We start from the raw sequence: 22898 nt of genomic DNA, 5'->3' as shown, positions 1-22898 counted from the left end.
AATTTGTGGACAGGACCACTAAGACGCCGGTGCCGTTGTGGTGACCGCACCGGTGTCCTCGGGCACCGCCTCCGGCTGAGTCGTCTGTTCGACGGTCGGTTCGGTTGTCGGCTGGGTCGTCTCCACGGTGGTCTGCTCTGTTGTCTGTTCGACGGTCGGTTCGGTCGTGGTGGTCGTAGTGGTCGCTTCCGTCGTGGTGGTGGGTTCGGTCGACGGTTCCGTGGAGACCTCTGACGGTGATGGTTCGGTCGAGATGTCTGAGGGGTTGGGTTCGGTTGACTCCGAAGATGATTGGTTCGGCTCGCTCGACTCGGAATCGGGGGCGCCCTGCGGCACATTCTGCTGCTCCGATGCGACCCTGAGGAGATGGTCGGCGGGCAACGGGCTGCCCGCTCGCGCCAGGCCGTTGTCGCGAGCTTGCTCCTCGTCGGCGGGCACGAACGGAACGTTGATGCGGATGGGGTCCGGCAGAGTCTCCTCCAGCGGAGGGTAGAGGGAGATGTCGTTGATCTCGGGTCGGAGGTAGAGACCGTATGTGTTGCCCGTCAGCGGGTCGACGAGCGTCAAGAAGCCTTGCCCGGACAGCTGATTGCCGTCGGGTCCGGGCGGTGGTGGTGGCGGGACGGGCACGATCATCGGCTTGTTGTCGACCGTGTCGACGCGACGATCGTTGGGGCAGACGCGGGTGACCAGTTTGGTCTGGTATTCCTCCCACTGTCTGCCTTCGAGTCGGTAACCGCCGACCGGGGTTTCGGCGGGCGGGGTCAGGGGGTTGCCGCCCGCGCAGCGTACGCGGGGAACACCGGCACTGTCGATGAGTACGGACGTACCGTTTTGCAGGACCGCCTGATATGGCCGAGCGCTGCCGTCCTTGTACGCGTGGTCGGTGACCCAGGTGTCCGCGGTCAGTGACACCGACGACAGGGTGTTCAAGTAGTGCGGAATCGACGATGTGCGGATCCCGAAGACGCCGGCCCATGCTGTCGCCGCCCTCTGATCGGCAGTCAGGTTGCGTGCCAACGCATTCGTGTCGCAGGTCGGTCCACCGCGGGCGTAGAGGCCAGGCTGGGTGCCGTTCACCTGCCTGGTGCCGTCCTTGGGTGCGCCCACCTGTGCCGACAGACGCACCTTGTCGAGCGATGTCCGTTGAGCCACGTTGGCCGGTGTGGTGAACGGATCGATGCCGGGTTCATTCGCAGAAGTGAGTGTGAGGCCGGGAATCGTGAAGTTGTCGTCCTTGGACTTGGTGACGAAGATGAATCCCGCCACGAGCACGAGGGCCAGTACCACCACTATGGCAGCCAGGGCGTAGGTGAGACCGCGGCGAGGACGAGGAGCAGCGGGCTGGGCTCCGCTGTAGGGCCCCGGTGGGTAGGTCGGTGGACCAGGCGGCGAGTAGTACGACATTCGGCACGCTCCTACGGCCTGCGGCGCTCGCCGCGGGGCAAGTGTTCGTGCTTCGAGTATCGGGGCGAGGTGTGCCGACGGGCAATCGGATGTCGGATCATGAACCGACATGAGGAGTCGATCTACACCGATCGAACGACGGCGGACGATCCCGTCCGCCGGCGCGCTTGTCGCTAGGACACCGGTTCAGTCGTGGTGGTCGTCGTTTCCGTCGTGGTGGTCTCGGTTGTGGTTTCGGTGGTCGTCGTCTCGGTGGTGGTTGTTTCCGTGGTGGTGGTCTCGGTTGTGGTGGGCGTTGTGGTCTCGATGGTCGTGGTAGGTGTGGTGGTCTCGACCGTCGTTGTGGGCGTTGTGGTTTCGGTGGTAGTCGTCGGAGTTGTGGTCTCCGTCGTGGTCGTTGTCGGAGTCGTCAGCGGTCCGCGCGGGAACGCGGGCACCGACGTCGTCGTCGACACAGCGGTGGACTCGAGGCCACCCGGCGTGCTGGTCACCTCGAAGGAACTCGACCGCGCCGCGCTCGTCTCGGACTCCGGTGCACCTTCCGGAACTCCGCGGTTCGCGGTGGCCCGTTCGGTGACCTCGGTCGCGGGAAGCGGGCTGCCCGGGCGAGCGAGGCCGTTGTCTCTGGCCTGTGCCTCGTCCGTGGCGATGAAGGGGGTGTTGGCGACGAAGGGGTCGGGAAGTGGAGCCGGCAAGGGGGGCAGCCCATAGAGGTCGACGCCGCCGCCGACCGGTCGGGGCGCCACGATGCCCGTCCGCACGTCGACGACCTCGAGCACGCCGCGGCGCGGGCCATTCTGCGGGCCGGGAGCGGGGCGTTCGATGATCGTCGTCGTGTTGTTGATCGTGGTGACGTACTGATTCTGGTAGCAGATGCGGGTGACCCGTTCGGTCTCGTACCCGTCCCACCTGTTGCCCTCGAGGCGGTAGCCGCCGACGGGTGCGGCCGCGGGCGGCCCGAGCGGACTGCCGCTGATGCAGCGGACGCGCGGGACCCCGGCCGGGTCGACCAGCACGCACGTACCGGCCTCGAGTACCGCCTGATAGGGCGATGCCGATTCGTTGGCGTAGCGGTGATCGGTGACCCAGGTGTCGCGGGTCAGCACCACCGGGGTGAGGGTGTTCAGGTAGTAGGGCACCGCGGCCTCGCTGATGCCGTTGGCCTTACCGAACGCGCGGCCTGCCGCGGGCTTGGCTGCGTACTGGCGCGACAGCTGGTTGGGGATCGACGACGCACCGGTCTCGGCGGGGTAGACGCCATAGAGCCCGGGCTGCGAACCGTTGACCGTCACCGTGCCCTGAGTCGGATACCCGACCTGCGCCGAGAGCTTGACGTTCCCCAGCGACGACGGCTTGGCGACGGCGACTGCGGTGGTGAACGGGTCGACGCCGCGGTCCTCGGCGGAGGTGAGTGTGAGTCCGGGGATCTGGATGCTTCCGTCACGGGCCTTGACGACGAGAACGACGCCGGCCGCGAGCACCAACGCCAGAACCACGACGATGGCCGACAGCACAAAGGTCAGTGCCCGTCGATTGCGCGGCGGCGTCGGCATCGGTCCGGTGAATGCGCCCGAGGGTGACGTCGGTGGGCCCGGCGGGTAGTACGACATCGAGAACACACTCCTTGGGACCGACTCGCGCACACGTGAGAACTCAGTATTGTGGCGCCGAGTGGGATCGGGCAACCCGTATCGGCCCAGTTCGGCGCATTGATCGCAAAAACACCCGAACGGACTACAACCGCGTAACGTCGCAGCTCCGGGGAGCGATATACACAGGATCCACTCTTGCGGTTCCCCACCCCGCGGGCGCGATCCGTAGCCAGTGGAGGGGTGCCTCAGCTCAGGGAGGGAAGCGCTTCGAGTCAGCGACCCACCCGCCGACGTCGTCGCCGATCATGGAGGCGGGAAGAGCGCGGACTCGGGCAGTCGGCTCGCGACAACCGGCTCCAACCGAACTCGATTCCTGGCACGTGGCCTGGCCACACCCTGTGTCGAACCGGGTCAACTGGGTGCTGCAGCACACAGACTCTCCGACAGGACACAGAGTGTCGGCAGCACCTCCCTGAGCCAACCGCGGCTGGTTCTATTTCCCCAGTTCAGCGCGGTGACCACCAGCCTCTTCGGCTAGTCAATATCGAGCGGCGTCGGTCCGCGGGATGAGCCGCATCAGCTGGGTGACGTGCCCGGGGTTCAGGTCGTCGAGCGTTGCGACGCCGAGCAACCGCATGGTCCGTTCGATCTGTTCGGTCAGGATGGCGATCATCCGATCCACACCCGCCTCGCCACCGGCCATCAGTCCGTACAGATAGGCGCGGCCGACGAGCGTGAAGTCGGCGCCGAGCGCGATTGCGGCGACGATGTCGGCGCCCGACATGATCCCGGTGTCCAAGATGATCTCGGTGCGCCCACTGAGTTCGGCGGCAACGCTGGGCAGCAGGTGGAACGGGATGGGCGCGCGGTCGAGCTGACGGCCGCCGTGATTCGACAGCACGATACCGTCGACGCCGAGGTCGACCACGGCCTTCGCGTCGTCGAGCGTCTGGATGCCTTTGACCACCAGCTTCCCCGGCCACTGGGACTTGATCCAGGCGAGGTCGTCGAAGGTGACGGTGGGATCGAACATGGAGTCCAACAGTTCGGCGACCGTCCCCGACCACCGATCCAGCGACGCGAAGGCGAGTGGTTCGGTGGTGAGGAAGTCGATCCACCACTGTGGCCGGGGGAGCGCGTTGATGACCGTGCCGAACGTCAGCGCGGGCGGGATCGACATGCCGTTGCGCTTGTCGCGCAGCCGGGCTCCGGCGACCGGGACGTCGACCGTCGCGAGCAAGGTGTCGTAGCCGGCTTTCGCCGCGCGGTCGACGAGGGCCATCGAGCGGTCCCGGTCTTTCCACATGTAGAGCTGAAACCAGTTGCGGCCCGATGGGTTTGCGTCCTTCACGTCTTCGATCGACGCCGTGCCCATGGTGGACAGCGAGAACGGGATGCCGGCCCGCGCGGCGGCTCGGGCGCCCGCATACTCGCCCTCGGTCTGCATCATCCGGGTGAAGCCGGTGGGCGCGATGCCGAACGGGAGTTCGCTCCGACCGCCCGCGATGGTGCAGTTGGTGTCCACCTTGGCCACGTCGCGCAGGATCGCGGGGTGAAACTCGATGTCGCGGAACGCTTGTCGTGCGCGTTCGATCGACAGTTCGGCCTCTGCCGAGCCGTCGGTGTAGTCGAAGGCGGCCTTCGGTGTGCGACGCTTGGCGATCTTGCGGAGATCTTCGATGGTCAGCGCCGCGTCGAGCCGCCGTTTCTTGGCGTTGAACTCCGGCTTCTTGAACTGCATCAGCGGTGCGAGGTCGCGCACCTTGGGGATTCGACGTTCCATGGTCAGACCCTCTCTGCCGAGCTGGGGGTTGCCGCGATGGTCGCGCCGGCAAGCTCTCGGGTAGTTCGTGGATGGTACTGCTGCGGGGAAACGGGTGGCTACCAGCGAGCGTAGATGCTGCAGGTCGCTGTCGACCAAGTGTTGCGCGGCCAGGCTAGAAACAGCGACTGCTCGATGGTCGGATCTGCGAACGCGACCACATTCCGCGTCAGTGCAGTGGTTCTCGGCGTGAGCTCAGAGCGGGCTGTAATAGAAATAAGTGAAGACCGCGACAGCGGCACTGAGGGTGCTGTACCCAACGAGTCCGGCCCGCAAGATGGCGCGTGGATAGGGGCGAAGCACGCTGACTGCTACCCACAATGCGACACCTCCTACGACAGGAAGCAAGGCCGCGATCCACCACTGCCACGATTCCGGGTATCGACTGATGTTCATCAGAGCGCAGAGTGCTTCACGTGTGAGTGTGTAGGTGATGAAAGCGATCATCACGCCTGCAACCGCAGTCACAATGATTGGCCACCGCGGTGCCACTTCTAGCCCAGCCCGCAGATGTACCAACCACCGTCGCCGCGTTGGTACACCCCCTGGACGTGCAGCACATTGTTGCCGTCGAGCCCGCGTGCTCCTAAGGCCCTGCCCCCGACAGCGCGCACCTCAACCCCCGATGAGTGTGTATGAAGCACCGCCGCCAGTTCGCGATGGTGAACTTCGACTCACGCTTTCACACGAGGATCTAAGACACAAGCAGTGCGGCTCTGATAGTTCAGACCCGCCCGAAGACCATGCCTTCCTCGACCTTGTCGAGCCGATGGTCGATGGCGTCGCGGTAGTAGTTGTGACGCACCTGCCAGTGCCCGTGTGTTCCCGACTTGGGCAGCGCCTCGGGTGAACGCTGGACATAGCCCGCCGTCAGATCCCAGAGTGGCTTCGACGGCATCGATTCGTCGCCGAGATGCGGATGAGCGTTTGTGTAGCCGTGATCGCGCATGTACTTGATCAAATCGGCCACCGATCGCGCGGTCATGTCGGCGCGCAGTGTCCACGACGCGTTGGTGTAGCCCACCGACCAGGCCAGATTGGGGACGTCCTCGAGCAGGTGGCTCTTGAAGACGAAGCGATCGTGCGGCTTGATCTCGGCGCCGTCGACGCGAATTTTCGTGCCGCCGAAGCCCTGCAGTTCCAGGCCGGTGGCGGTGACGATGATGTCGGCGTCGAGGTGCCGGCCCGACGTCAGCGTGATGCCGGTGGCGTCGAAACGATCGATGTGGTCGGTGACCATCTCGGCTGCACCGCTCTTGATGTCCTCGAACAGATCCGCGTCGGGCACCATGCACATCCGCTGATCCCACGGGTTGTAGCGCGGGTTGAAGTGCACGTCGATCGGGTAATCCTCGGGCAGGTTCTTCGCGACGTTGGAGCGGATCATCTTGCGTCCCAGCTTCGGGAACCGATGCGTCAGATGCACGATCGCCGCCGTCTGCGCGGCGTACCGCGCCCGCACGACCTGATGTGCGGCCTTGGCCGGCAACACCTTTCGCACGGCGGGTGCGAAGTACTGCTTCTGCTTGGACGAGAAGATGTAGCTGGGCGAGCGCTGCAGCATCACCACGTGTTCCGCGTCGCGGGCCAACGGTGGGACGAGGCTGACGGCGGTCGCACCGCTTCCGATGACCACCACCTTCTTGCCCGCGTAGTCGAGATCTTCGGGCCAATGCTGGGGATGCACGATCTGCCCGGTGAACTCGTCGGAGCCGGCGAACACCGGTGTGTACGGGTCGTCGTAGTTGTAGTAGCCGGTCGCGAAGATGACGAACCGGCAGCGATAGGTCTCCGACGACCCGTCGCCGTTCTTGACCGCCAGGGTCCACTTGTCGACGGTCGAATCCCAGTCCGCGGACACGACGTGCCGGTCGAACCGGATGTGGCGGTCGATGCCGAACTTACGGGCGGTGTGCTCGATGTAGTGCCGGATGTCCTCACCGTCGGCCAGGGCATTGGGTTTGCGCCACGGCTCGAACGGATAGCTCAGGGTGTAGATGTCGCTGTCTGACCGGACGCCGGGGTAGCGAAACAAATCCCACGTGCCACCCATCCCGCTGCGTCGTTCCAGGATCGTGTACTCGACGTCCGGGTTCTCCTCGCGCAACCGGTAGGCGCAATCGATACCCGACAACCCGGCGCCGATGATGATGACGTCGGTGTCCGCTGTGACGTCAGAGACGGCAGTGACGTCGGGGTTGGTTTCGGTCACTCGAGACCTCCTTGGCAGCGTTCGCATCAGGCCCTGTCATCATGCAACACTTGTGCTCAGATGTGAACGGAATCACAGCCGCAGCCCGGCTGGAGATCCATCGCCGACAACTCCAACGCCGACCAGGGAGTGCCCATGCGGGAGGACAAGCCCACCTACTGCCGGATCTGCGAGCCGCTGTGCGGGATGATCGCGACGGTCGAGGACGACAAGCTGATCGCGCTGCGACCCGACAAGGAGCATCCACTCTCCAAGGGATTCGCCTGCCCCAAGGGCATCGCGTTCACCGAGATCGTCAACGACCCCGACCGGGTGCGCCACCCGCTGCGACGACGGTCCGACGGCGGGTTCGACCAGATCTCGTGGGAGACCGCGCTCGGCGAGATCGGTGAGCGGTTGGTCGATGTCCAGCGACGGCACGGCAGCAAGTCCATCGGCTGGTACTTCGGCAACCCGGCGACCTTCTCCACCGGTCACACCCTGTGGACGGGTGTATTCATGTCGCTGCTCGGCACGCAGCACGTGTACTCCGCCGGCTCCCAGGACGTGAACAACCGGTTCGTCGCCAGCCACTTCCTCTACGGTAACCCGGTGGCGGCGCCCATCCCGGACATCAACCGCGTCGACTATCTGTTGGTGATCGGAGCGAATCCCATTGTGTCGCACGGCAGTGTGATGAGTTCACCGCGTATCCGTGACGGCCTGCGGGCGATCACCAAGCGCGGCGGCACGGTCACCGTCCTCGACCCCCGGCACACAGAGACGGCACGCGAATTCGACTGGCTGCCCATCACTCCCGACACCGACGCACTGTTCCTGCTGTCGTTGCTGCACGTGATGTTCGACGACGGGCTCGCCGACGAGACATTCCTGCGCAAACGCACCAGGGGGTTGGACGAGTGGAAGTCGATTGTTGCGCAGTATCCGCCGGAGGAGACCGCCGCGCACACCGACATCCCCGCCGAGCGGGTGCGGGAGATCGCTCACGCATTCGTGACGACCGAACGGGCCGCCGTCTATGGACGTATCGGCACGTCACTCGGGCGGACCGGGACCCTGACCACGGCGCTTCTCGACATGGTGAATCTGGTGGCCGGCAATCTCGACGTGGTCGGCGGGTCGATGTTCGGGGACCTGGGCATTCCTGGCCAACGACTGGGTGTGGCTGCGCTGCAGCGTATCTCGAGCTTCGCCTACGCCGGACGACGCAGCCGGGTGGGCGACCTGCCCCAGGTGCTCGGCACGGCTCCGGCGTCGGTGATGGCCAAGGAGATCACCACCGGCGGCGCGGGGCAGCTTCGTGCGCTGTTCGTCAGCGCGGGCAACCCGGTGCTCTCGGTGCCCAATGGCGACGAATTGCGTTCGGCGCTTGACGAACTGGACCTGATGGTGTCGCTGGACATCTATCGCAACGAGACCAACGCGCACGCCGATTACATTTTGCCCGCGACCACGATGTACGAACGGTCCGACTTCTTGCTGCCGTTCCAGATGCTGTTCACCACGCCGTTCAAGCAGGCCACCGAGGCGGTCATACCGCCGCAGGGCGAGGCCCGCGAGGAGTGGACGGTGATCAACGAACTGATCGCGGTACTCGCGCGACGCAATCCACTGATCGGGCTGATGCACGCCGGCAATGTGGTGTCGAAGCGTTTGGGTATCCCGACCACCCCACGTCGTGTCTCCGATCTCGTGGTCCGAATCGGAATGGGCGGCAATCGCTTTGGACTTCGACGCGGCGGCCTCACGTACCGGCGGCTGGTCGAGGACCACCCGCACGGCGTGGTGGTCGCCGACAATCTGGCACCCGGGCAGCTGTCGAAGATCATCACCTTCCGCGACCGCAAGATCCGGCTCGACGCGCCCGAGTTGCTGGCCGAGCTCGACCGCATCCAACCGTCGGTGCTACCGGAATTCCCGTTGCGGCTCATCGGGATGCGCGAGATCCGGTCGGAGAACAGTTGGCAGCACAACGCACCGCTTCTGTTGCGGGGTGGTCGGAAGCATGCCGCTCGTATGCACTCACGTGATGCCGCCGAACGCGGGATCGCCGAGGGTGAACTCGTCACCGTCGCATCACGTCACGGTCGTATCTCGCTGCCGGTGATGCTCACCGACGACATCAAACCGGGCGTGGTCGCGATCCCACATGGCTGGGGACACAACGGTTCCGGCGGTTGGACCCAGGCCAATGCTGCTGCCGGAAACGAGCTGGGCTCCGGTGGCGCCAATGTCAACGCGCTCATCTCCTCCGACCCCGCCGACCTCGAACGGCTCGCGGGCATGGCGAACATGACCGGGGTGCCGATCGAGGTGACGGGGATCAAGCAGGAGCGCAGCGCTGCCGATCAGGAAGCCGGCGGCGTCAGCACTGCGTCGATCATGTAGACCTGCGCGTTCGCGGTCTTCACGCCACCGCAGACAACGCTGGCGGTGTTGACCTTGAGGGCCTCAGGCGTGCCGGTGACGGTCACGTCCTGACCTTCTAGCGTCTTGTGAGTGCCGACCACCGCGTCGGGTGCTGCCTGACCCGAAACCACGTGGTAGGTCAGGATTTTGGTGAGCATCGCCGAGTCGGTCTTGAGTTGCTCAAGGGTCGCCGGAGGTAGTGCGGCGAACGCGGCGTTGGTCGGCGCGAAGACCGTGTACTGACCGTTGTTGAGCGTATCCACCAGGTTCACCTGTGGATTCAGCTGTCCCGACAGCGCCTGGGTGAGAGTGCTCAGTTCGGGATTGGCGGCAGCGGCGGTCGCCACGGGTGCGGTCGCCATGCCGTCGACCGAACCGGGGCCGCTCGGGTTGGCCGAGGCATAGGCAGCGCAGCCGGGTCCTACCGGTCCGGCAGCCGGAGCCATTGTCCCACTGCTCATTCCGGGCATCGAGCTAATGCCCGACGTCATACTCGAACTGCTGGAATCGGTGTCGCTGGAACAACCGGCGACAACCCCGGCAGCCAGCGCGAGTCCCGTCAGGGCAACGGCGATCCGGGGAACTCTTGTGGTGGCCATGATCGGTCCAATCTGTAGGCAATAGAGCCGGCCGAGTGGCCGTCCTCATAGGTCATTCGCGGCGGGGCCGGTCCCGGATGGGTGCGGAGCCAATCCGCGAGACGCCGTGGCGCGAATGACTCTCTGACAGCTCGCCTACCGCGGGCATTGTCTTCGATGAGAGGCAGCAGTTCGGATGGATCGCGAAAAGCACGTCAGAGCAGCGATTTCCGGGGTGGCGGCCACCGGCGTTGGACTGGCCGTCGGCGAGTTGGTCGCCACGGCGATATCGCCGTTCGCCTCGCCCTATCGGGCGGTGGGCGCGTTTCTCGTCGACCACTCACCGGCCTGGGCGCGGGAGTTCGCGATCGAACGCTTCGGCACCGCCGACAAGACGGCACTACTGGTGGGTATGGCGATCGGAATCCTGCTCATCACGGTCGCGGCCGGGGTGTTGCAAGCACGCCGGCCGCCGCTGGGTGCGCTGGTGGTCGCGTGTTTCGGCGCGGTGGGTGTCGTAGCGGCCATGACACGGCCGACCGCCCACCTGACATACGCGATCCCGTCCGTCGTGGCAGGTGTCGTCGCGGTGATCGTCCTCGTGGTGCTGTGCCGGGGCGGCCGAAGCGCGACAACAGAAGGCGACGAGACCGGGAAGCCGGAGTGGTCGCGCCGCAAGTTCGTCGGCGTCGTGGGTCTGCTGGTGGTCGCGGCCGGGGCGGCCGCCGTGGTGGCCCGTCAGGTTGCCGAGGCGGGTGGTGTGTTGCGTGAGCGGGCGAGGCTGCGACTCCCGACGGCAGCATCGCCGAGTCCGGTGATCCCGGACGGCACCGATCTACCGATTCCCGGTGTCACGCCCTTCCGCACCAGCAACGCCGCCTTCTACCGCATCGACACCGCGCTACAGGTGCCGCAGCTCAGCACCGACGACTGGCAGTTGCGCGTGCACGGGATGGTCGACGAGGAGTTGACGCTCACGTGGGACGACCTCATGGACATCCCGGCGGTGGAGCGCATCATCACGCTGACGTGTGTCTCCAACGAGGTCGGCGGCGACCTCGCCGGAAATGCGCGCTGGCTGGGCTATCCGATGCGGGACATATTGTCGCGAGCCGGAATTCGGCCCGACGCCGACATGCTGTTGTCGACCAGCGTCGACGGTTGGACGTCGGGGACTCCGCTCTCTGCGGTCACCGATGGTCGTGATGCATTGCTCGTCGTCGGCATGAACGGGGAGCCGCTGCCACTGGAACACGGCTACCCCGTGCGGCAGGTGGTTCCCGGATTGTATGGCTTCGTCTCCGCGTGCAAATGGGTGATCGACTGGGAGATAACTCGATTCGACAGGGCGTCGGCCTACTGGATCAAGCGAGGATGGGGTGAGCAGGCGCCGATCAAGACCGCCTCGCGCATCGACCGCCCGGCCCCGTTGTCGACCTCACCGCCCGGACCGGTGGTGGTCGCGGGTACGGCCTGGGCGCAGCACCGCGGAATCCGCGCCGTCGAGGTGCGCGTCGACGACGGTCCGTGGCGGCAGGCGACGCTGGCCACCGAGTACTCGACAGACACATGGCGGCAATGGCATTGGACGTGGGACGCCACCCCGGGGCAGCACACGCTCTACTGTCGGGCCACCGATGCGACCGGTGCCGTGCAGCCCGAGCGGCGCGTCGCACCGATCCCCGACGGCGCCACCGGCTGGCACAGTCGGGTGCTGCGGATCGGATAGATCAGCTGGAGAACGACGCCGTCGGCGCTCCCATCCCCGGATCGATGCGGACCGGCCCGTCTTTCGACGGTGCCACCGGGAAGTCGAAGATCGCGGTCGGAATGTACACCGTCGCACAGGAGTTGGGGATGTCGACGACCCCCGACAGTCGTCCTTCGATCGGTGCGGAACCGAGCAACAGGTAGGCCTGCTCGCGGCTGTATCCGAACTTGGTGAGGTAATCGATGGCGTGCAGGCATGCGCGCTGATACGAGAGGTCCGAATCCAGGTAGCGCTGTTCGCCGTCGAGGGTGACCGACGTTCCGCTGAACGCGATCCACTCCGAGTATTGCGGGTCGGTGTTGCCGGGCAGGAAGATGGCGTTCTCGCTGACGCCGTAGGTTTCCATGCCGCCCTTGATGAGATCGACGTGCAGGTCCATGAACCCGCCCATCTCGATCGCACCGCAGAAGGTGATCTCGCCGTCGCCCTGGGAGAAGTGCAGATCCCCGAACGAGAGGTTGGCTCCCGGTACGAACACCGGGTAGAAGACGCGCGTGCCCTTGGTGAGGTTCTTGATGTCCTGGTTGCCGCCGTTCTCGCGCGGCGGTGCTGTGCGGGCCGCCTCGCCGGCGACACGGGCGAACTCGTCGCCGGTGAGTGAACCGAGGATGGCGCCGTCGGGCTCGGGCGGCAATGCCAGAGGAGGAACCCGATCGGGGTCGGTGGCGATGAGCGCGCCTTCCCGGGCGTTCCACGTGGCCAAGAGGCCGGGCGACGGTGCGGTACCCATCAGGCCCGGATGCACGATGCCCGTGTACTTCACATGTGGCACGTGCCGAGACGTCGCGCTCTGGCCGCTGAAATCCCAGATGGCCTTGTACGCGTCGGGGAACTGCTCGGTGAGGAAGCCACCGCCGTTCTGTGTCGCGAAGATGCCTGTGTAGCCCCACCCCTGGCCGGCCAGCGGACCCGAATCCTCCTGCGGGATCGGTCCGACGTCGAGGATGTCGACGATCAGCAGATCACCGGGTTCGGCGCCCTCGATGGCGAACGGACCGGAGAGGGTGTGCACGTTGTTGAGCGGTGCGTTGAGGATGTCCTCGGCGGAGTCGTCGTTGTGGATGGCGCCGTCGAACCACTCGCGGCAGTGCGCCCGGAACGTGTCACCGGGTTTCACGGTCACCACGGGTGGGATGTCGGGGTGCCAGCGGTTGTGCCCCACGAGGGCCTGATCGGTGAAGCTCTTGGTCGAATCCAGCGGGTACAACAACTCGGGCATGTCGGCTCCTGACTGAACGGCAGATCGAGCGAGCGCTACTTCATGAGGTGTGCTTGCCACGGTATGCGCCTCGGCACGTTCCGTCAGCGCGACTGCGATACCGACCGTAGCCTGAGTGCGTGCCCACCTACGTGTTCCGCTGCGCCGCCGGATGCGACGACATCACACAGCAGCATTCGATGGCGCAGGTGCCCGACGCCATCGAATGTCCGCTGTGCGCGGCGAGAGCCCGGCGGGTGATCGGGGCGCCGGCATTGGGGGTCGGCAACACCGCAGGCATGCGCGCTCAGGACGCCACGCGAGCCACCGCGGACCGTCCCCACGTGGTGAGCATTGTTCCGTCGTCGTCGGGGCGGGGGGCTCCGGCGTCGTCGAATCCGTTGCACCGCAAGCTACCCCGCCCCTAGCCCCCGCTCCTGAGGTGCGAACCCTTTCCCCGCTGCCTGAGGTGCGAGGAGCGATAGCGACGAGCCTCGAAGGCCTGGTGAGACAACAATGGCAACTCGCCAGGGGCTTCGAGGCTCGCAGGCTCGCACCTCAGCCATCGGGGAGGCACCTAGCCGGCGGGAGTAGGGCTATTCCGCCCAGTCCGCTCCCTCGGAGATGGCGGCCATCGTGCTCTGCCCGTCGAGGGCCTCGCGGATGATGTCGGCATGACCGCTGTGGTGGGCGGTCTCGCGCAGGTTGTGCAGCACCATCCGGCGGATCGACCACCACTCGCGCTCCGGCTGCCACGGCGCGGTCGGCTGCGGGATCAGCTCGTCAAGGCTGTCGGCTTCCGCGACGAGACGGTCGTATGCTTCGGCGGCAGCTTCGTATTCGGCGAGCCAGTACTCCACGGTCTCGTCCGGCAGCAGCTCATAGGCGAAAGCTGCTGCCTCCATGTCGAACTCGGCGTTCTCGTCGCGCTCGGTGATCACGCCGACCGCCGCCCGCTCACCCATCGCGAGGTGCTTGAGGAGTCCGCCGAGGGTCAGCGCGCTGACGGTGCTCTTCGTGCGGGCCTGATCGTCGGTGAGTCCACGGAGTGTGACGCGGAAGAGTGCGCGCTGATCTGCGAGGAGAGTCAGGATGTCCTCGCGCTCGCCGTCCACGGTGACGGTCAACTCAACGGGTGTGTACGTGCCGGCCATGATGTCCTCTTTCGTGGTGGGGGTGATTGAGAACGACGCTATGGCGTTTTGCGGACAGCTTCAGTCCGCAATTCTCGAGCGCGTGAAAATGCCTTGAGCGAGAACCCTGCAGCGCCCACCATTGCCGCATGCACTCACACCCGGATCCGCTGGTCGCCCTCACACGCAAACCCGACCGTGCGGGTGACCGCGAAGTCCTCGACAGCGTGCTCGACGAGGCACGGGTCGGCACCCTGTCCACCGTCGTCGACCGTCTGCCCTGGTCGGTGCCGATGCTGTTCGCCCGCGACGGCGACGACATCCTCCTGCACGGCTCATCCGGAGCCGGACTGCTCCGACACATCGCCGCTGGTGCGCCCGTCGCGTTCACGGTGTTCGTACTCGACGGGATCGTCATCGCCGACACGCTGTTCAACCACTCCGCGAACTACCGGTCGGCGGTGGTGCGAGGCACCTGCGTAAAGGTCGACGACTCGCGCCACGTCCTGGAGATGATGTCCGACAAGATGATTCCCGGCCGCGTTGCCGAAGTCCCCGCCGCCACAGCCAAGGAGATCGCCGCAACCATCACCCTGCGACTGCCCATCGTCGACGGTCAGTGGCTGGCCAAGGCGCGCACCGGCGGACCCGGGGTCGACGTCGACGGATGGACCGGCGTCGTACCGGTCCGAACCGTGTTCGACGAACCGATCGGCTACTCGGATGGCGAAGTGCCGGAGTCGGTGCGGCGGTTGGTGTGATCTCGACACGACGCCTCGCTGCGCTCGGTGTCGGCTCGATCCGGCGGATCTCGACACGACGCCTCGCTGCGCTCGGTGTCGGCTCGATCCGGCGGATCTCGACACGACGCCTCGCCCCAGGGGGCTCGGTGTCGGCTCGATCAGCGAGACTTCACTTCTTACGCAGAATGAACCGCTGAATCTTGCCGCTCGGGGTCTTGGGCAGTGAATCGACGAAGTGGACCGTCCGCGGGTAGGCGTGTGCGGCGAACTCGGTTTTGACCAGTTGCTGCAGTTCGGTTTCCAGCTCGTCGGTGCCGGCCATACCGTCGGCGAGCACGACGAACGCCTCGAGAACCTCGCCGCGCAACTGATCCGGGCGTCCGACCACCGCGACGTCGATCACCGACGGGTGGGTGATGAGGACGCTCTCCACGTCGAACGGTCCGATGCGGTAGCCGGCCATGATGATCACGTCGTCGTCGCGGGCGGTGAAGAAGTAATAACCTGCCGTGTCCGAACCTTCTGGATCCACTCGGCCGGTGTCACCGGTCAGGTACCACCGCTTGTCCTCGGTGAATCGGGCGGCGGTCTTCTCCGGGGCGTCGAGGTAACCGGTGAACCACATCAGCGGGCTGGCCGGGACGTCGATCGCGATCTGGCCCTCGACGATCCCCGCGGCGAAGCCCGGCATCGGTTTACCCATCGAGCCCGGGATGAGCGGCTCGCGGACGTCGTCGTGCCAGTGATTGTTGATGAACATGCCGTGCTCGGTCTGTCCGTAGTGGTCGCGCACCTCGGTGCCGAGCGCCGTCTTCGCCCACTCGATCACGTCGGGCGTCAACGGCTCACCGGCCGACGACGCCCGGCGCAGCGCGAAACCGTCGATCTTCGGGTCCTTGCTGAGCGTCCGATAGACGGTCGGGGCGGCCGCGAAGTTGGTGACCTCGAGGTCGGTGAGGATGCGGGCGGTGAGGTCGGCGGAGAAGCCGGCGTGCAGCAGCAGGTTGGGTCGGCCGATCGCGAGCGGACCGAGCACCCCGTAGTACAGGCCGTACGCCCAGCCCGGGTCGGCGGCATTCCAGAACACGTCGTCGGCCGACACGTCGAGGCCGTAGTGCATGTAGGTGACGAACGACGCCAGCGCCTTGACCGGCACCGGAACGCCCTTGGGTGCGCCCGTCGTACCGCTGGTGAAGAGCAGGATCAGCGCGCCGTCGCCGCCGACCGCGACCGACTCCTCGATGGGGGCGCTGTCGGTGACGAGCCCGTCGAACTGCTCGCCTGCGACCACGGTCGTGATCCCGTCGAGACCGTCGAGCTTGCTCGCCTGGCTCGGTTCGGTGACGACGACCGACGCGTTGCCCGCCCGCAACCGCATCTCGATGGCCGGTGTCGCGAACGCGGTGAACAGCGGGATGTAGACCGCGCCGAGGCGCGCGATGGCCAGAAGCGCGACGACGAGTTCGGTCCGCTTGCCCATGAGAACGCCGACCGTGTCGCCTCGTCCGACGCCCATCTCGGCCAGAGCCGACGCGAAGCGTTTCGACTGATCGGCAAGCTCACCGTAGGTGATATCGCTGGTCAGAGGGTTGCCGGCGTCATCGACGTCGATGGTGGTGAACGCGACGGCCGTCGGATCGTGGCGGTCGACGAGGAGGTGCGCCGCGTTGGCGTCGCCGGCGCCGTACATCTCCAACCATCCGGTCACCGTTTCCAGGGGAGTGGTGGCGGTTTGTGTCATCGTCGACCTCCAGATCAGGGCAGTAAGCTGAGTCACAGTGTGAACCGGTCGGCATTCGCTGACCACCCCCCGAAGAGGGGTCGGACCGGAGGTGATCGAGTGGGCGACGCGTTGTCGGGCTCGGTCGTCGCCGCGCTGCGCCGGATCAAGCGCGACAGCGGTGTGCCGCTGGCCTTCGGTGGAGTGGTCCTCGGGCCACGCGCCCTGCGACTCGACCACTTCGCCGGTGACACCGTCGGAGCACTGAATGGCGTATCCGTCGACATCGGTCACGGACTCGGCGGCAAGGTCGTCGCGGTCAACCGGCCGATGGTGGTCGACGACTATCTCAAGACGCCTCGCATCACCCACCGCTACAACACGATCATCGCGCGGGAAGGGCTCCGGGCGATGGCCGCGGCACCGGTGATCGTCGACCGCAAGCCGGTCGCCGTGCTCTACGGCGCCTTGCGCGCGGCCGACCCGATCGGCGGTCGAACCCTCGATGTCCTGGCCATGGAGGCGCGGGCCGTGGAGCAGGAGATCGTCGCCGCGCGCATTCGAATGGAAGCATCGGCGGATCGTGCCGACGCGGCCGGAGACAGCGTCGCGGCCGCATACGCGCGCCTCCGTGTCCTCGCGGCGACGAGCGACGACCGTCGTCTTGCCGAAGAGCTGGACCGCATCACCGACGAGCTGACCTCGAATCCGGGTTCCGCACAGGGTTTTCCGAGCCTGACTTCGCGGGAGCAGGATGTGTTGTCGCTTGCCGCGCTCGGATATCCCAACGCGCGCATCGCCGCCGAGTTGGGCATCACCCTGGAGACGACGAAGGGTTACGTCAAGGCGGCGATGCGCAAACTCGACGCCGCGACGCGGTTCGAGGCGGTCGTGACGGCGCGTCGTGCCGGGCTGTTGCCCTAGGGCGTCTCAGTGTTCTCGCAACTTGTCGATGAGTTCACCCTTGCGTAACGAGGAGTAACCGCTGAGCCCGAGCTCCTTTGCACGCGAACGTAGTTCGGTGACGGTCCAGTCTTCGTACGACGCGGAGCGTCCGCCCTTCTTGCCGACCTTCGATCGGGAGGTGTTGGCGGCGGCGTTGGCTATGCGCGCGGACTTCTCCTTGGAGTTGCCTTCGTCGCGCAGCTTTTCGTAAAGCTCGTCGTCCTTGACCGATGGTCCGGGTTCGCGTTGTGGCATGTCAGCCTCCTGACGTGACGTCGGATCGGCCGCTGACTTCAGCCTCAGGTTCGACCCTACCGGGTAGGGTGACTATCGGTCTGACGACGAGGACGGGTGGTTTTCATGGGCAAGAAGAAGGAACTGGTCGAGCGGCTGGAAGCCGAAGTCGGTCGCCTTTCCGAGGAGCTGGCGCGCCTCGACAAAGAGGCCAAGAAGCGCGTGAAGAAGGCAGAGAAGGACGCTGCCGCTCTCCGCAAAGAGGTGCTCAAGCTCGTGAGCAAGGCAACCAACAAGGCCAAGAAGCCCACGGCGTCCGAGGACGAGATCGAGACCGAGGCCCTCGAGGAATTGGCCCCGAAACAGGTTGTGGCAGAGACGGTGACAGCAGAGTCGAAGGCGCCCGCACAGAAGCCCGCGACCACCAAACCCGCAACCACAAAACCCGCTGCCCCGGCAGTTCCCGCGAGCAGGGCCACAGCAAAGAAGGCGGCTCCCGCAACCAAGCCCGCCGCCAAGAAGGTTGCGGCGCCGAAGGGTCCGACCGTCGTCGAACTACGCGCACAGGCAAAGGAGAAGGGCCTCAAGGGCTATTCGACGATGACCAAGGCGCAGTTGCTCGACGCGCTGGGCTGACTCAGTAGATCCCGGGCGGCAGCTCGCCGAAGCGGAAGACCGAGTCGCCCAGTGCGACAAAGGTCGACGATACCGGCCCACCTGTCGGGTTCGCATTGGCGTCCTGCGGCTTGGGCCATCGGTAGGTGACGGTGACGCTGAACGGTGTCGACCCGGTGACCTGCACGTAGCCCGCGGTCTTTCGGGTCGTCGGGCCGAGGAACTTCCCCGGGCGGAACAGCAACACCGCCGTCGGCGACGACACGGTGCCGCGCGAGGTGTCGAAGGCCGCCCACATCAGCGGCGGGCAATTCGGCGTCCGCGCGGTCGACTTGGATCGCAGAATCCAGTGCAGATCGCGCCGGCCCAGCGGCGGACCGATCACCCGGAGGGCGCGCTGCACCTCCGACGACGAGACCGACAGACACGCGCCGCCGCCGGAGGTTCCGGCAGGTGTTGGGTGGGGCGCAGCCAAGGCGGTGGCCGGGATGACGGCGGTGAGCGCAGCGACCGATGCAGCGGCGGCGACGGACAAGCGGCGAACAGCGGGGTGAGCCATGCGGATCTCCTCGGGTTGTGGCCCGACCAATCTGTACACGGGTGATATCGACGGTGGAGACTTGTTCGTTAGCGTTGCGAACTCCTTCGATGCCTTACATCAGGCTCGTCGAGTCAGCGTCCCTCCGTCGGCGTTGCCGACGATCGTGAAGGCGGGAAGAGTGCGGCCTCATCGCAGAAACCGCATTGGTCGCCAGAAACCGCTGATGTGGCCAGAAACCGCTGGTGCGCCACGGGTTTCTGAACAGACACGCGGTTTCTCAAACCACGACACGCCGACGACGCGCCTCGGAGGTCGGCGAAGCCGCCGTCGCGGTCAACCCTCACCGAGGTCCACCTCGAGCGCAGACCTCGGACTCCGAACATCGTCGTCGAGCACAGAAATCGCTCTTTGCCGCCAAGAAACTAGGGGAAGAAAACTCGTCCCCTACTCTTGGAGTCCTCCCCTAGGAATTTCTAGGGGACGACTGTGAACCCCGGGGAAGAAGTTCTTCCCCTATTTTCAGGGACAGAGCACTGCGGCGTTTGCCCAGGTCAGAGCGTCGGTCACCAACTCTTCGGATCAGCCGGCGGAGCCGGGCACCTCAGCTCAGGGGTGGGTCAGCGAGCGGGTGGCGGAGCGATGCCCGCCCGCACCGCGATCAGTCCGGCTTCGCTGCGCGAGGACACCTGCAGCTTCTGCAGGACGCCGGTCACGTGGAACTTGATCGTCGATTCGCTGACGCCCAGTTCGGCGGCAATTGCCTTGTTACGCTTACCCATTCCCAGATGGCCGAGCACTTCGAGCTCACGCGGGTTGAGGGTCGAGACTAGCGGTTCGTCGGGACTCCTCGTCGGTGAATCGAGCGGGAGTCGCACCGTGACGCGGCTGCCCCAGTCGTCGATCACCTCGACATCGAGGTGTCCGTCGAGCGCCTGGAGCCGACCGCCCAGTTGCCGTCGGAGAGCGTTGCCATCCACCTTGCCGCTGCCGTGATCGCGTATCTCCACCAGCAGGCTCTCGCCGTCGGCCGACCATCCGATCCGCATGCGCGCTGGCGTGGGTTGCGCGAGGAACGCCGCGGTCACCGCACGAACGATGGCGCGCACGGCGTGCGCGGTTTCACCCGGCAGGGACTGCCCGGCCGCTGGTGGTCGGGCGTGCTCGACGTCGACCCCGGCATGCCGCACCAGTGGCATCAGCTCGGTCTGGATCCGATCGATCGTCGCATCGAGGGATTCCTCCGACAGTTCGCGATCGGCATCGCCGACGCTACGCAGGGCGATCAACGCGTCCGACGCCGACCCACTCGCGATGACGCGGGCGGTGCGATCGTCGAGGTCGGGGGAGCGCAGGGTGCCGAGAATCGAGGTCAGGGTTGACTCGTGCATCTCGGTCAGCTGCGTGATGGTGCGGGCGCGCTCCGACGACGCGGCTCGCGATTCGGCCAGGTAGTCGGGGCTGGCCTGCGCGACGCGATGTCGAATCGACATGGCCACCAGGGCAAACCAGGAGTCGATCAGGTCAGGCAGACGCGCGGTCTCCTGACGCGGGATCAGAACGAGCAAGGTGTCGGTCGCGTCGCGTACCACGCGCAGGCGCCGCTGCTCGCCGGCGACGCGCGCGGTCATGGTGATCGGACCGCCGACGTCGACGGCGTTCTTCACGACCTCAAGTTCGTCGACTGTCACCCGCTCCACGATGTCGGTACGACCGGCGACCTTGCGTGGTCGTCCGGTGCATTCGCGAGTGAAGATCACCAGGGCGTCGTGGGCGATCCGGGGTGCGAGGAACTGCGAGAAGCGCTTGGCGATCTCCGGCAGGGGTCCGTCGATGACCGACAGCAACAGCGCCCAATCGTCGGGCTGCTTGGAGCTTGTGGTCACCCATCGACCGTACCAACGGCCAGGTTTTCCCCGCCAATCGTCTAGGTGACGGGGTGGTCAGATGGCACCATTCTTATGGGTGGCCACGCCAGGGTTGTGCCCGGCGTGAAGAGAACTGATGGACCGATCGCACAGGAGTTCCAGCACATGTCGCAGACAGTCAAGGGCGTCATCTCACGCAGCAAGAAGGCGCCGACCGAGGTCGTCGACGTGGTGATCCCCGATCCCGGCGCTCGCGACGTGGTGGTCGCGATCAAGGCGTGCGGCGTCTGCCACACCGACCTCGCCTACCGCGAGGGCGGTATCAATGACGAGTACCCGTTCCTCCTCGGCCATGAGGCCGCCGGCGTGGTCGAGTCGGTGGGCTCGGACGTGACACACGTCGAGGTCGGCGACTTCGTGGTCCTCAACTGGCGTGCGGTCTGCGGACAGTGTCGGGCGTGTAAGCGCGGCCGTCCGTGGTACTGCTTCGACACTTTCAACGCCAGTGTCCCGATGACGCTGACCGACGGCACCGAGCTCACCCCGGCGCTGGGTATCGGAGCGTTCGCGGAGAAGACCCTCATTCACGAATTGCAGTGCACCAAGGTCAATCCCGAGACCGACCCGGCCGTGGCCGGCCTGCTGGGCTGCGGCGTGATGGCCGGACTCGGTGCCGCCATGAACACCGGTAACGTCGGACGCGGTGACTCGGTCGCCGTAATCGGTTGCGGCGGTGTGGGTGACGCGGCCATCGCCGGTGCCCGGCTGGCGGGCGCGACCAAGATCATCGCGATCGACCGCGACGACGCCAAACTCGAGTGGGCGAAGGATCTTGGTGCCACGCACACCATCAACGGGAGCGAGGTCGACGACGTCGTCACCGCCGTGCAGGATCTCACCGACGGATTCGGCGTCGACGTGGTGGTGGACGCGGTGGGTCGGCCGGAAACCTACAAGCAGGCCTTCTACGCGCGAGATCTCGCCGGCGTCGTGGTTCTGGTCGGGGTGCCGACACCGGAGATGACGTTGGAGATGCCGCTGGTCGACTTCTTCTCTCGCGGTGGTGCACTCAAGTCCTCGTGGTACGGCGACTGCCTGCCCGAACGCGACTTCCCGATGCTCGTCGACCTTTACGAACAAGGCCGACTGCCGCTGGAGAAGTTCGTCACCGAGCGCATCGGTCTGAACGACATCGAGGCCGCGTTCGAGGCGATGCACGCGGGCAAGGTGCTGCGCTCCGTGGTGGAGATCTGATCCGACATGAGTGGTGAACTTCGCATCGACAATGTCGTCACGTCCGGCACGTTCTCGCTCGACGGCGGGACGTGGGACGTCGACAACAACATCTGGCTGATCGGCGACGACGACGAGGTGGTGATCATCGACGCCGCCCATTCCGCCGCACCGATCCTGGCCGGGGTGGGTGATCGCACAGTCAAGGCGATCGTGCTGACCCACGGGCACAACGATCACATCACCGTCGCCCCTGAGCTTTCCGAGCAGACCGGTGCACCGATCCTGCTTCACCCCGGCGACGACATGCTGTGGAACGACACGCATCCCGACGTCGAGCATGGAGATCTCGAAGACGGACAAGAGATCTCGGTGGCCGGAACCGGCCTCAGGGTGATCAACACTCCCGGGCATTCACCGGGGTCGTCGGTGATCTACGTGCCGGAGGCCGGTGTCCTCTTCTCCGGTGACACCTTGTTCTCCGGCGGCCCGGGCGCGACGGGACGCAGCTACTCCAGCTTCCCGACGATCATCGCGTCCATCCAGGAGAAGATCTTCACCCTCGACCCGGAGACCAAGGTCTACACCGGACACGGCGACGGCACCACCGTCGGCACCGAGTCGCCGCATCTGGAGGAATGGATCAAGCGCGGCAGTTGATCCGAAGGGTACTGCCTTCGGCCACCTGAACTGGGGAATCCCTCTGCTGGTTGAGTAGCGTCAGGCGAGCTTGCGCCCTTCGATACGCTCGCAAGCTCGCTACTCAGGAACCGCCTGGCGCGTATCGAAACCTGGCGAGCCGAGAATGTCGGTGACCACTTGGTTGCGCGCCTATCCTTGATCGGTGACGCACCCGCCGACAGATCGAACCCCTGCCCAG

General features: G+C 65.9%; 19 protein-coding genes. 8 read left to right on the top strand and 11 right to left on the bottom strand.

Translation table 11 applies throughout. The features are described 5' to 3' along the window. Positions 1-18: 18 nt before the first annotated feature. From ACWDTF_RS11785 to ACWDTF_RS11770, 4 genes are all read right to left on the bottom strand, one after another. Positions 19-1407, bottom strand: coding sequence for a DUF6777 domain-containing protein (locus tag ACWDTF_RS11785; RefSeq protein ID WP_449754422.1), 1389 nt, complete (start codon positions 1405-1407; stop codon positions 19-21). A 173-nt stretch (positions 1408-1580) separates the two neighbouring features. Further along, entirely contained in the window at positions 1581-3017 is a 1437-nt protein-coding gene (locus ACWDTF_RS11780) for a DUF6777 domain-containing protein (protein ID WP_449754421.1), read from the bottom strand. 520 nt (positions 3018-3537) lie between these two features. Further along, complete coding sequence (locus ACWDTF_RS11775) at positions 3538-4782, bottom strand: alpha-hydroxy acid oxidase (RefSeq protein ID WP_449754420.1); 1245 nt, start codon at positions 4780-4782, stop codon at positions 3538-3540. Between the two features lie 763 nt (positions 4783-5545). Further along, positions 5546-7033, bottom strand: coding sequence for a flavin-containing monooxygenase (locus tag ACWDTF_RS11770; protein WP_449754419.1), 1488 nt, complete (start codon positions 7031-7033; stop codon positions 5546-5548). Between the two features lie 135 nt (positions 7034-7168). Here ACWDTF_RS11770 and ACWDTF_RS11765 point away from each other — a divergent pair, with 135 nt between their 5' ends. Continuing rightward, positions 7169-9421, top strand: coding sequence for a molybdopterin-containing oxidoreductase family protein (locus ACWDTF_RS11765; RefSeq protein ID WP_449754418.1), 2253 nt, complete (start codon positions 7169-7171; stop codon positions 9419-9421). On the opposite strand, the gene ACWDTF_RS11760 is transcribed toward ACWDTF_RS11765, so the two are convergent. After that, complete coding sequence (locus tag ACWDTF_RS11760) at positions 9382-10041, bottom strand: fasciclin domain-containing protein (RefSeq protein ID WP_449754417.1); 660 nt, start codon at positions 10039-10041, stop codon at positions 9382-9384. The two genes, ACWDTF_RS11765 and ACWDTF_RS11760, sit on opposite strands and share 40 nt — an antisense overlap. Before the next feature lie 175 nt (positions 10042-10216). Between ACWDTF_RS11760 and ACWDTF_RS11755 the strand changes: the two genes are divergently transcribed. After that, entirely contained in the window at positions 10217-11749 is a 1533-nt protein-coding gene (locus tag ACWDTF_RS11755) for a molybdopterin-dependent oxidoreductase (protein ID WP_449754416.1), read from the top strand. Position 11750: 1 nt separating this feature from the next. Here ACWDTF_RS11755 and fmdA read toward each other — a convergent pair whose 3' ends face one another. Then, entirely contained in the window at positions 11751-13010 is a 1260-nt protein-coding gene (gene fmdA, locus ACWDTF_RS11750; RefSeq protein ID WP_449754415.1) for a formamidase, read from the bottom strand. A 119-nt stretch (positions 13011-13129) separates the two neighbouring features. Here fmdA and ACWDTF_RS11745 point away from each other — a divergent pair, with 119 nt between their 5' ends. Next, positions 13130-13417, top strand: coding sequence for an FmdB family zinc ribbon protein (locus ACWDTF_RS11745; RefSeq protein WP_240857452.1), 288 nt, complete (start codon positions 13130-13132; stop codon positions 13415-13417). Positions 13418-13585: 168 nt separating this feature from the next. On the opposite strand, the gene ACWDTF_RS11740 is transcribed toward ACWDTF_RS11745, so the two are convergent. Next, entirely contained in the window at positions 13586-14143 is a 558-nt protein-coding gene (locus tag ACWDTF_RS11740; protein WP_240857451.1) for a mycothiol transferase, read from the bottom strand. A 128-nt stretch (positions 14144-14271) separates the two neighbouring features. Between ACWDTF_RS11740 and ACWDTF_RS11735 the strand changes: the two genes are divergently transcribed. After that, positions 14272-14883, top strand: a complete 612-nt coding sequence (locus ACWDTF_RS11735) for a pyridoxamine 5'-phosphate oxidase family protein (protein WP_449754414.1) — start codon at positions 14272-14274, stop codon at positions 14881-14883. A gap of 151 nt (positions 14884-15034) precedes the next feature. On the opposite strand, the gene ACWDTF_RS11730 is transcribed toward ACWDTF_RS11735, so the two are convergent. Next, positions 15035-16606, bottom strand: a complete 1572-nt coding sequence (locus ACWDTF_RS11730; protein WP_449754413.1) for an AMP-binding protein — start codon at positions 16604-16606, stop codon at positions 15035-15037. Positions 16607-16705: 99 nt separating this feature from the next. Between ACWDTF_RS11730 and ACWDTF_RS11725 the strand changes: the two genes are divergently transcribed. Further along, a complete protein-coding gene (locus tag ACWDTF_RS11725) occupies positions 16706-17509 on the top strand; it encodes a LuxR C-terminal-related transcriptional regulator (RefSeq protein ID WP_449754412.1) in 804 nt (267 codons plus the stop codon). Positions 17510-17515: 6 nt separating this feature from the next. Here ACWDTF_RS11725 and ACWDTF_RS11720 read toward each other — a convergent pair whose 3' ends face one another. Then, positions 17516-17785: a DUF7218 family protein gene (locus ACWDTF_RS11720; RefSeq protein WP_240857447.1), complete on the bottom strand. Its 270-nt coding sequence runs from the start codon at positions 17783-17785 to the stop codon at positions 17516-17518. A 105-nt stretch (positions 17786-17890) separates the two neighbouring features. Here ACWDTF_RS11720 and ACWDTF_RS11715 point away from each other — a divergent pair, with 105 nt between their 5' ends. Beyond that, a complete protein-coding gene (locus ACWDTF_RS11715) occupies positions 17891-18400 on the top strand; it encodes a Rho termination factor N-terminal domain-containing protein (RefSeq protein WP_355276489.1) in 510 nt (169 codons plus the stop codon). Position 18401: 1 nt separating this feature from the next. Here ACWDTF_RS11715 and ACWDTF_RS11710 read toward each other — a convergent pair whose 3' ends face one another. Together ACWDTF_RS11710 and ACWDTF_RS11705 are read right to left on the bottom strand one after the other, a co-directional pair. Further along, a complete protein-coding gene (locus tag ACWDTF_RS11710) occupies positions 18402-18938 on the bottom strand; it encodes an LppP/LprE family lipoprotein (protein WP_240857445.1) in 537 nt (178 codons plus the stop codon). 599 nt (positions 18939-19537) lie between these two features. Continuing rightward, entirely contained in the window at positions 19538-20803 is a 1266-nt protein-coding gene (locus ACWDTF_RS11705) for a LuxR C-terminal-related transcriptional regulator (protein WP_449754411.1), read from the bottom strand. 147 nt (positions 20804-20950) lie between these two features. Between ACWDTF_RS11705 and ACWDTF_RS11700 the strand changes: the two genes are divergently transcribed. Together ACWDTF_RS11700 and ACWDTF_RS11695 are read left to right on the top strand one after the other, a co-directional pair. Beyond that, entirely contained in the window at positions 20951-22039 is a 1089-nt protein-coding gene (locus tag ACWDTF_RS11700) for an S-(hydroxymethyl)mycothiol dehydrogenase (protein WP_355276483.1), read from the top strand. A gap of 6 nt (positions 22040-22045) precedes the next feature. After that, positions 22046-22678: an MBL fold metallo-hydrolase gene (locus tag ACWDTF_RS11695; RefSeq protein ID WP_449754410.1), complete on the top strand. Its 633-nt coding sequence runs from the start codon at positions 22046-22048 to the stop codon at positions 22676-22678. The last annotated feature ends 220 nt before the right edge of the window (positions 22679-22898 follow it).

Source organism: Gordonia sp. NPDC003422 (assembly GCF_053588675.1).
Note: the sequence above shows the minus strand (reverse complement) of the source record. Positions and strands in the feature narration are given on the sequence as shown.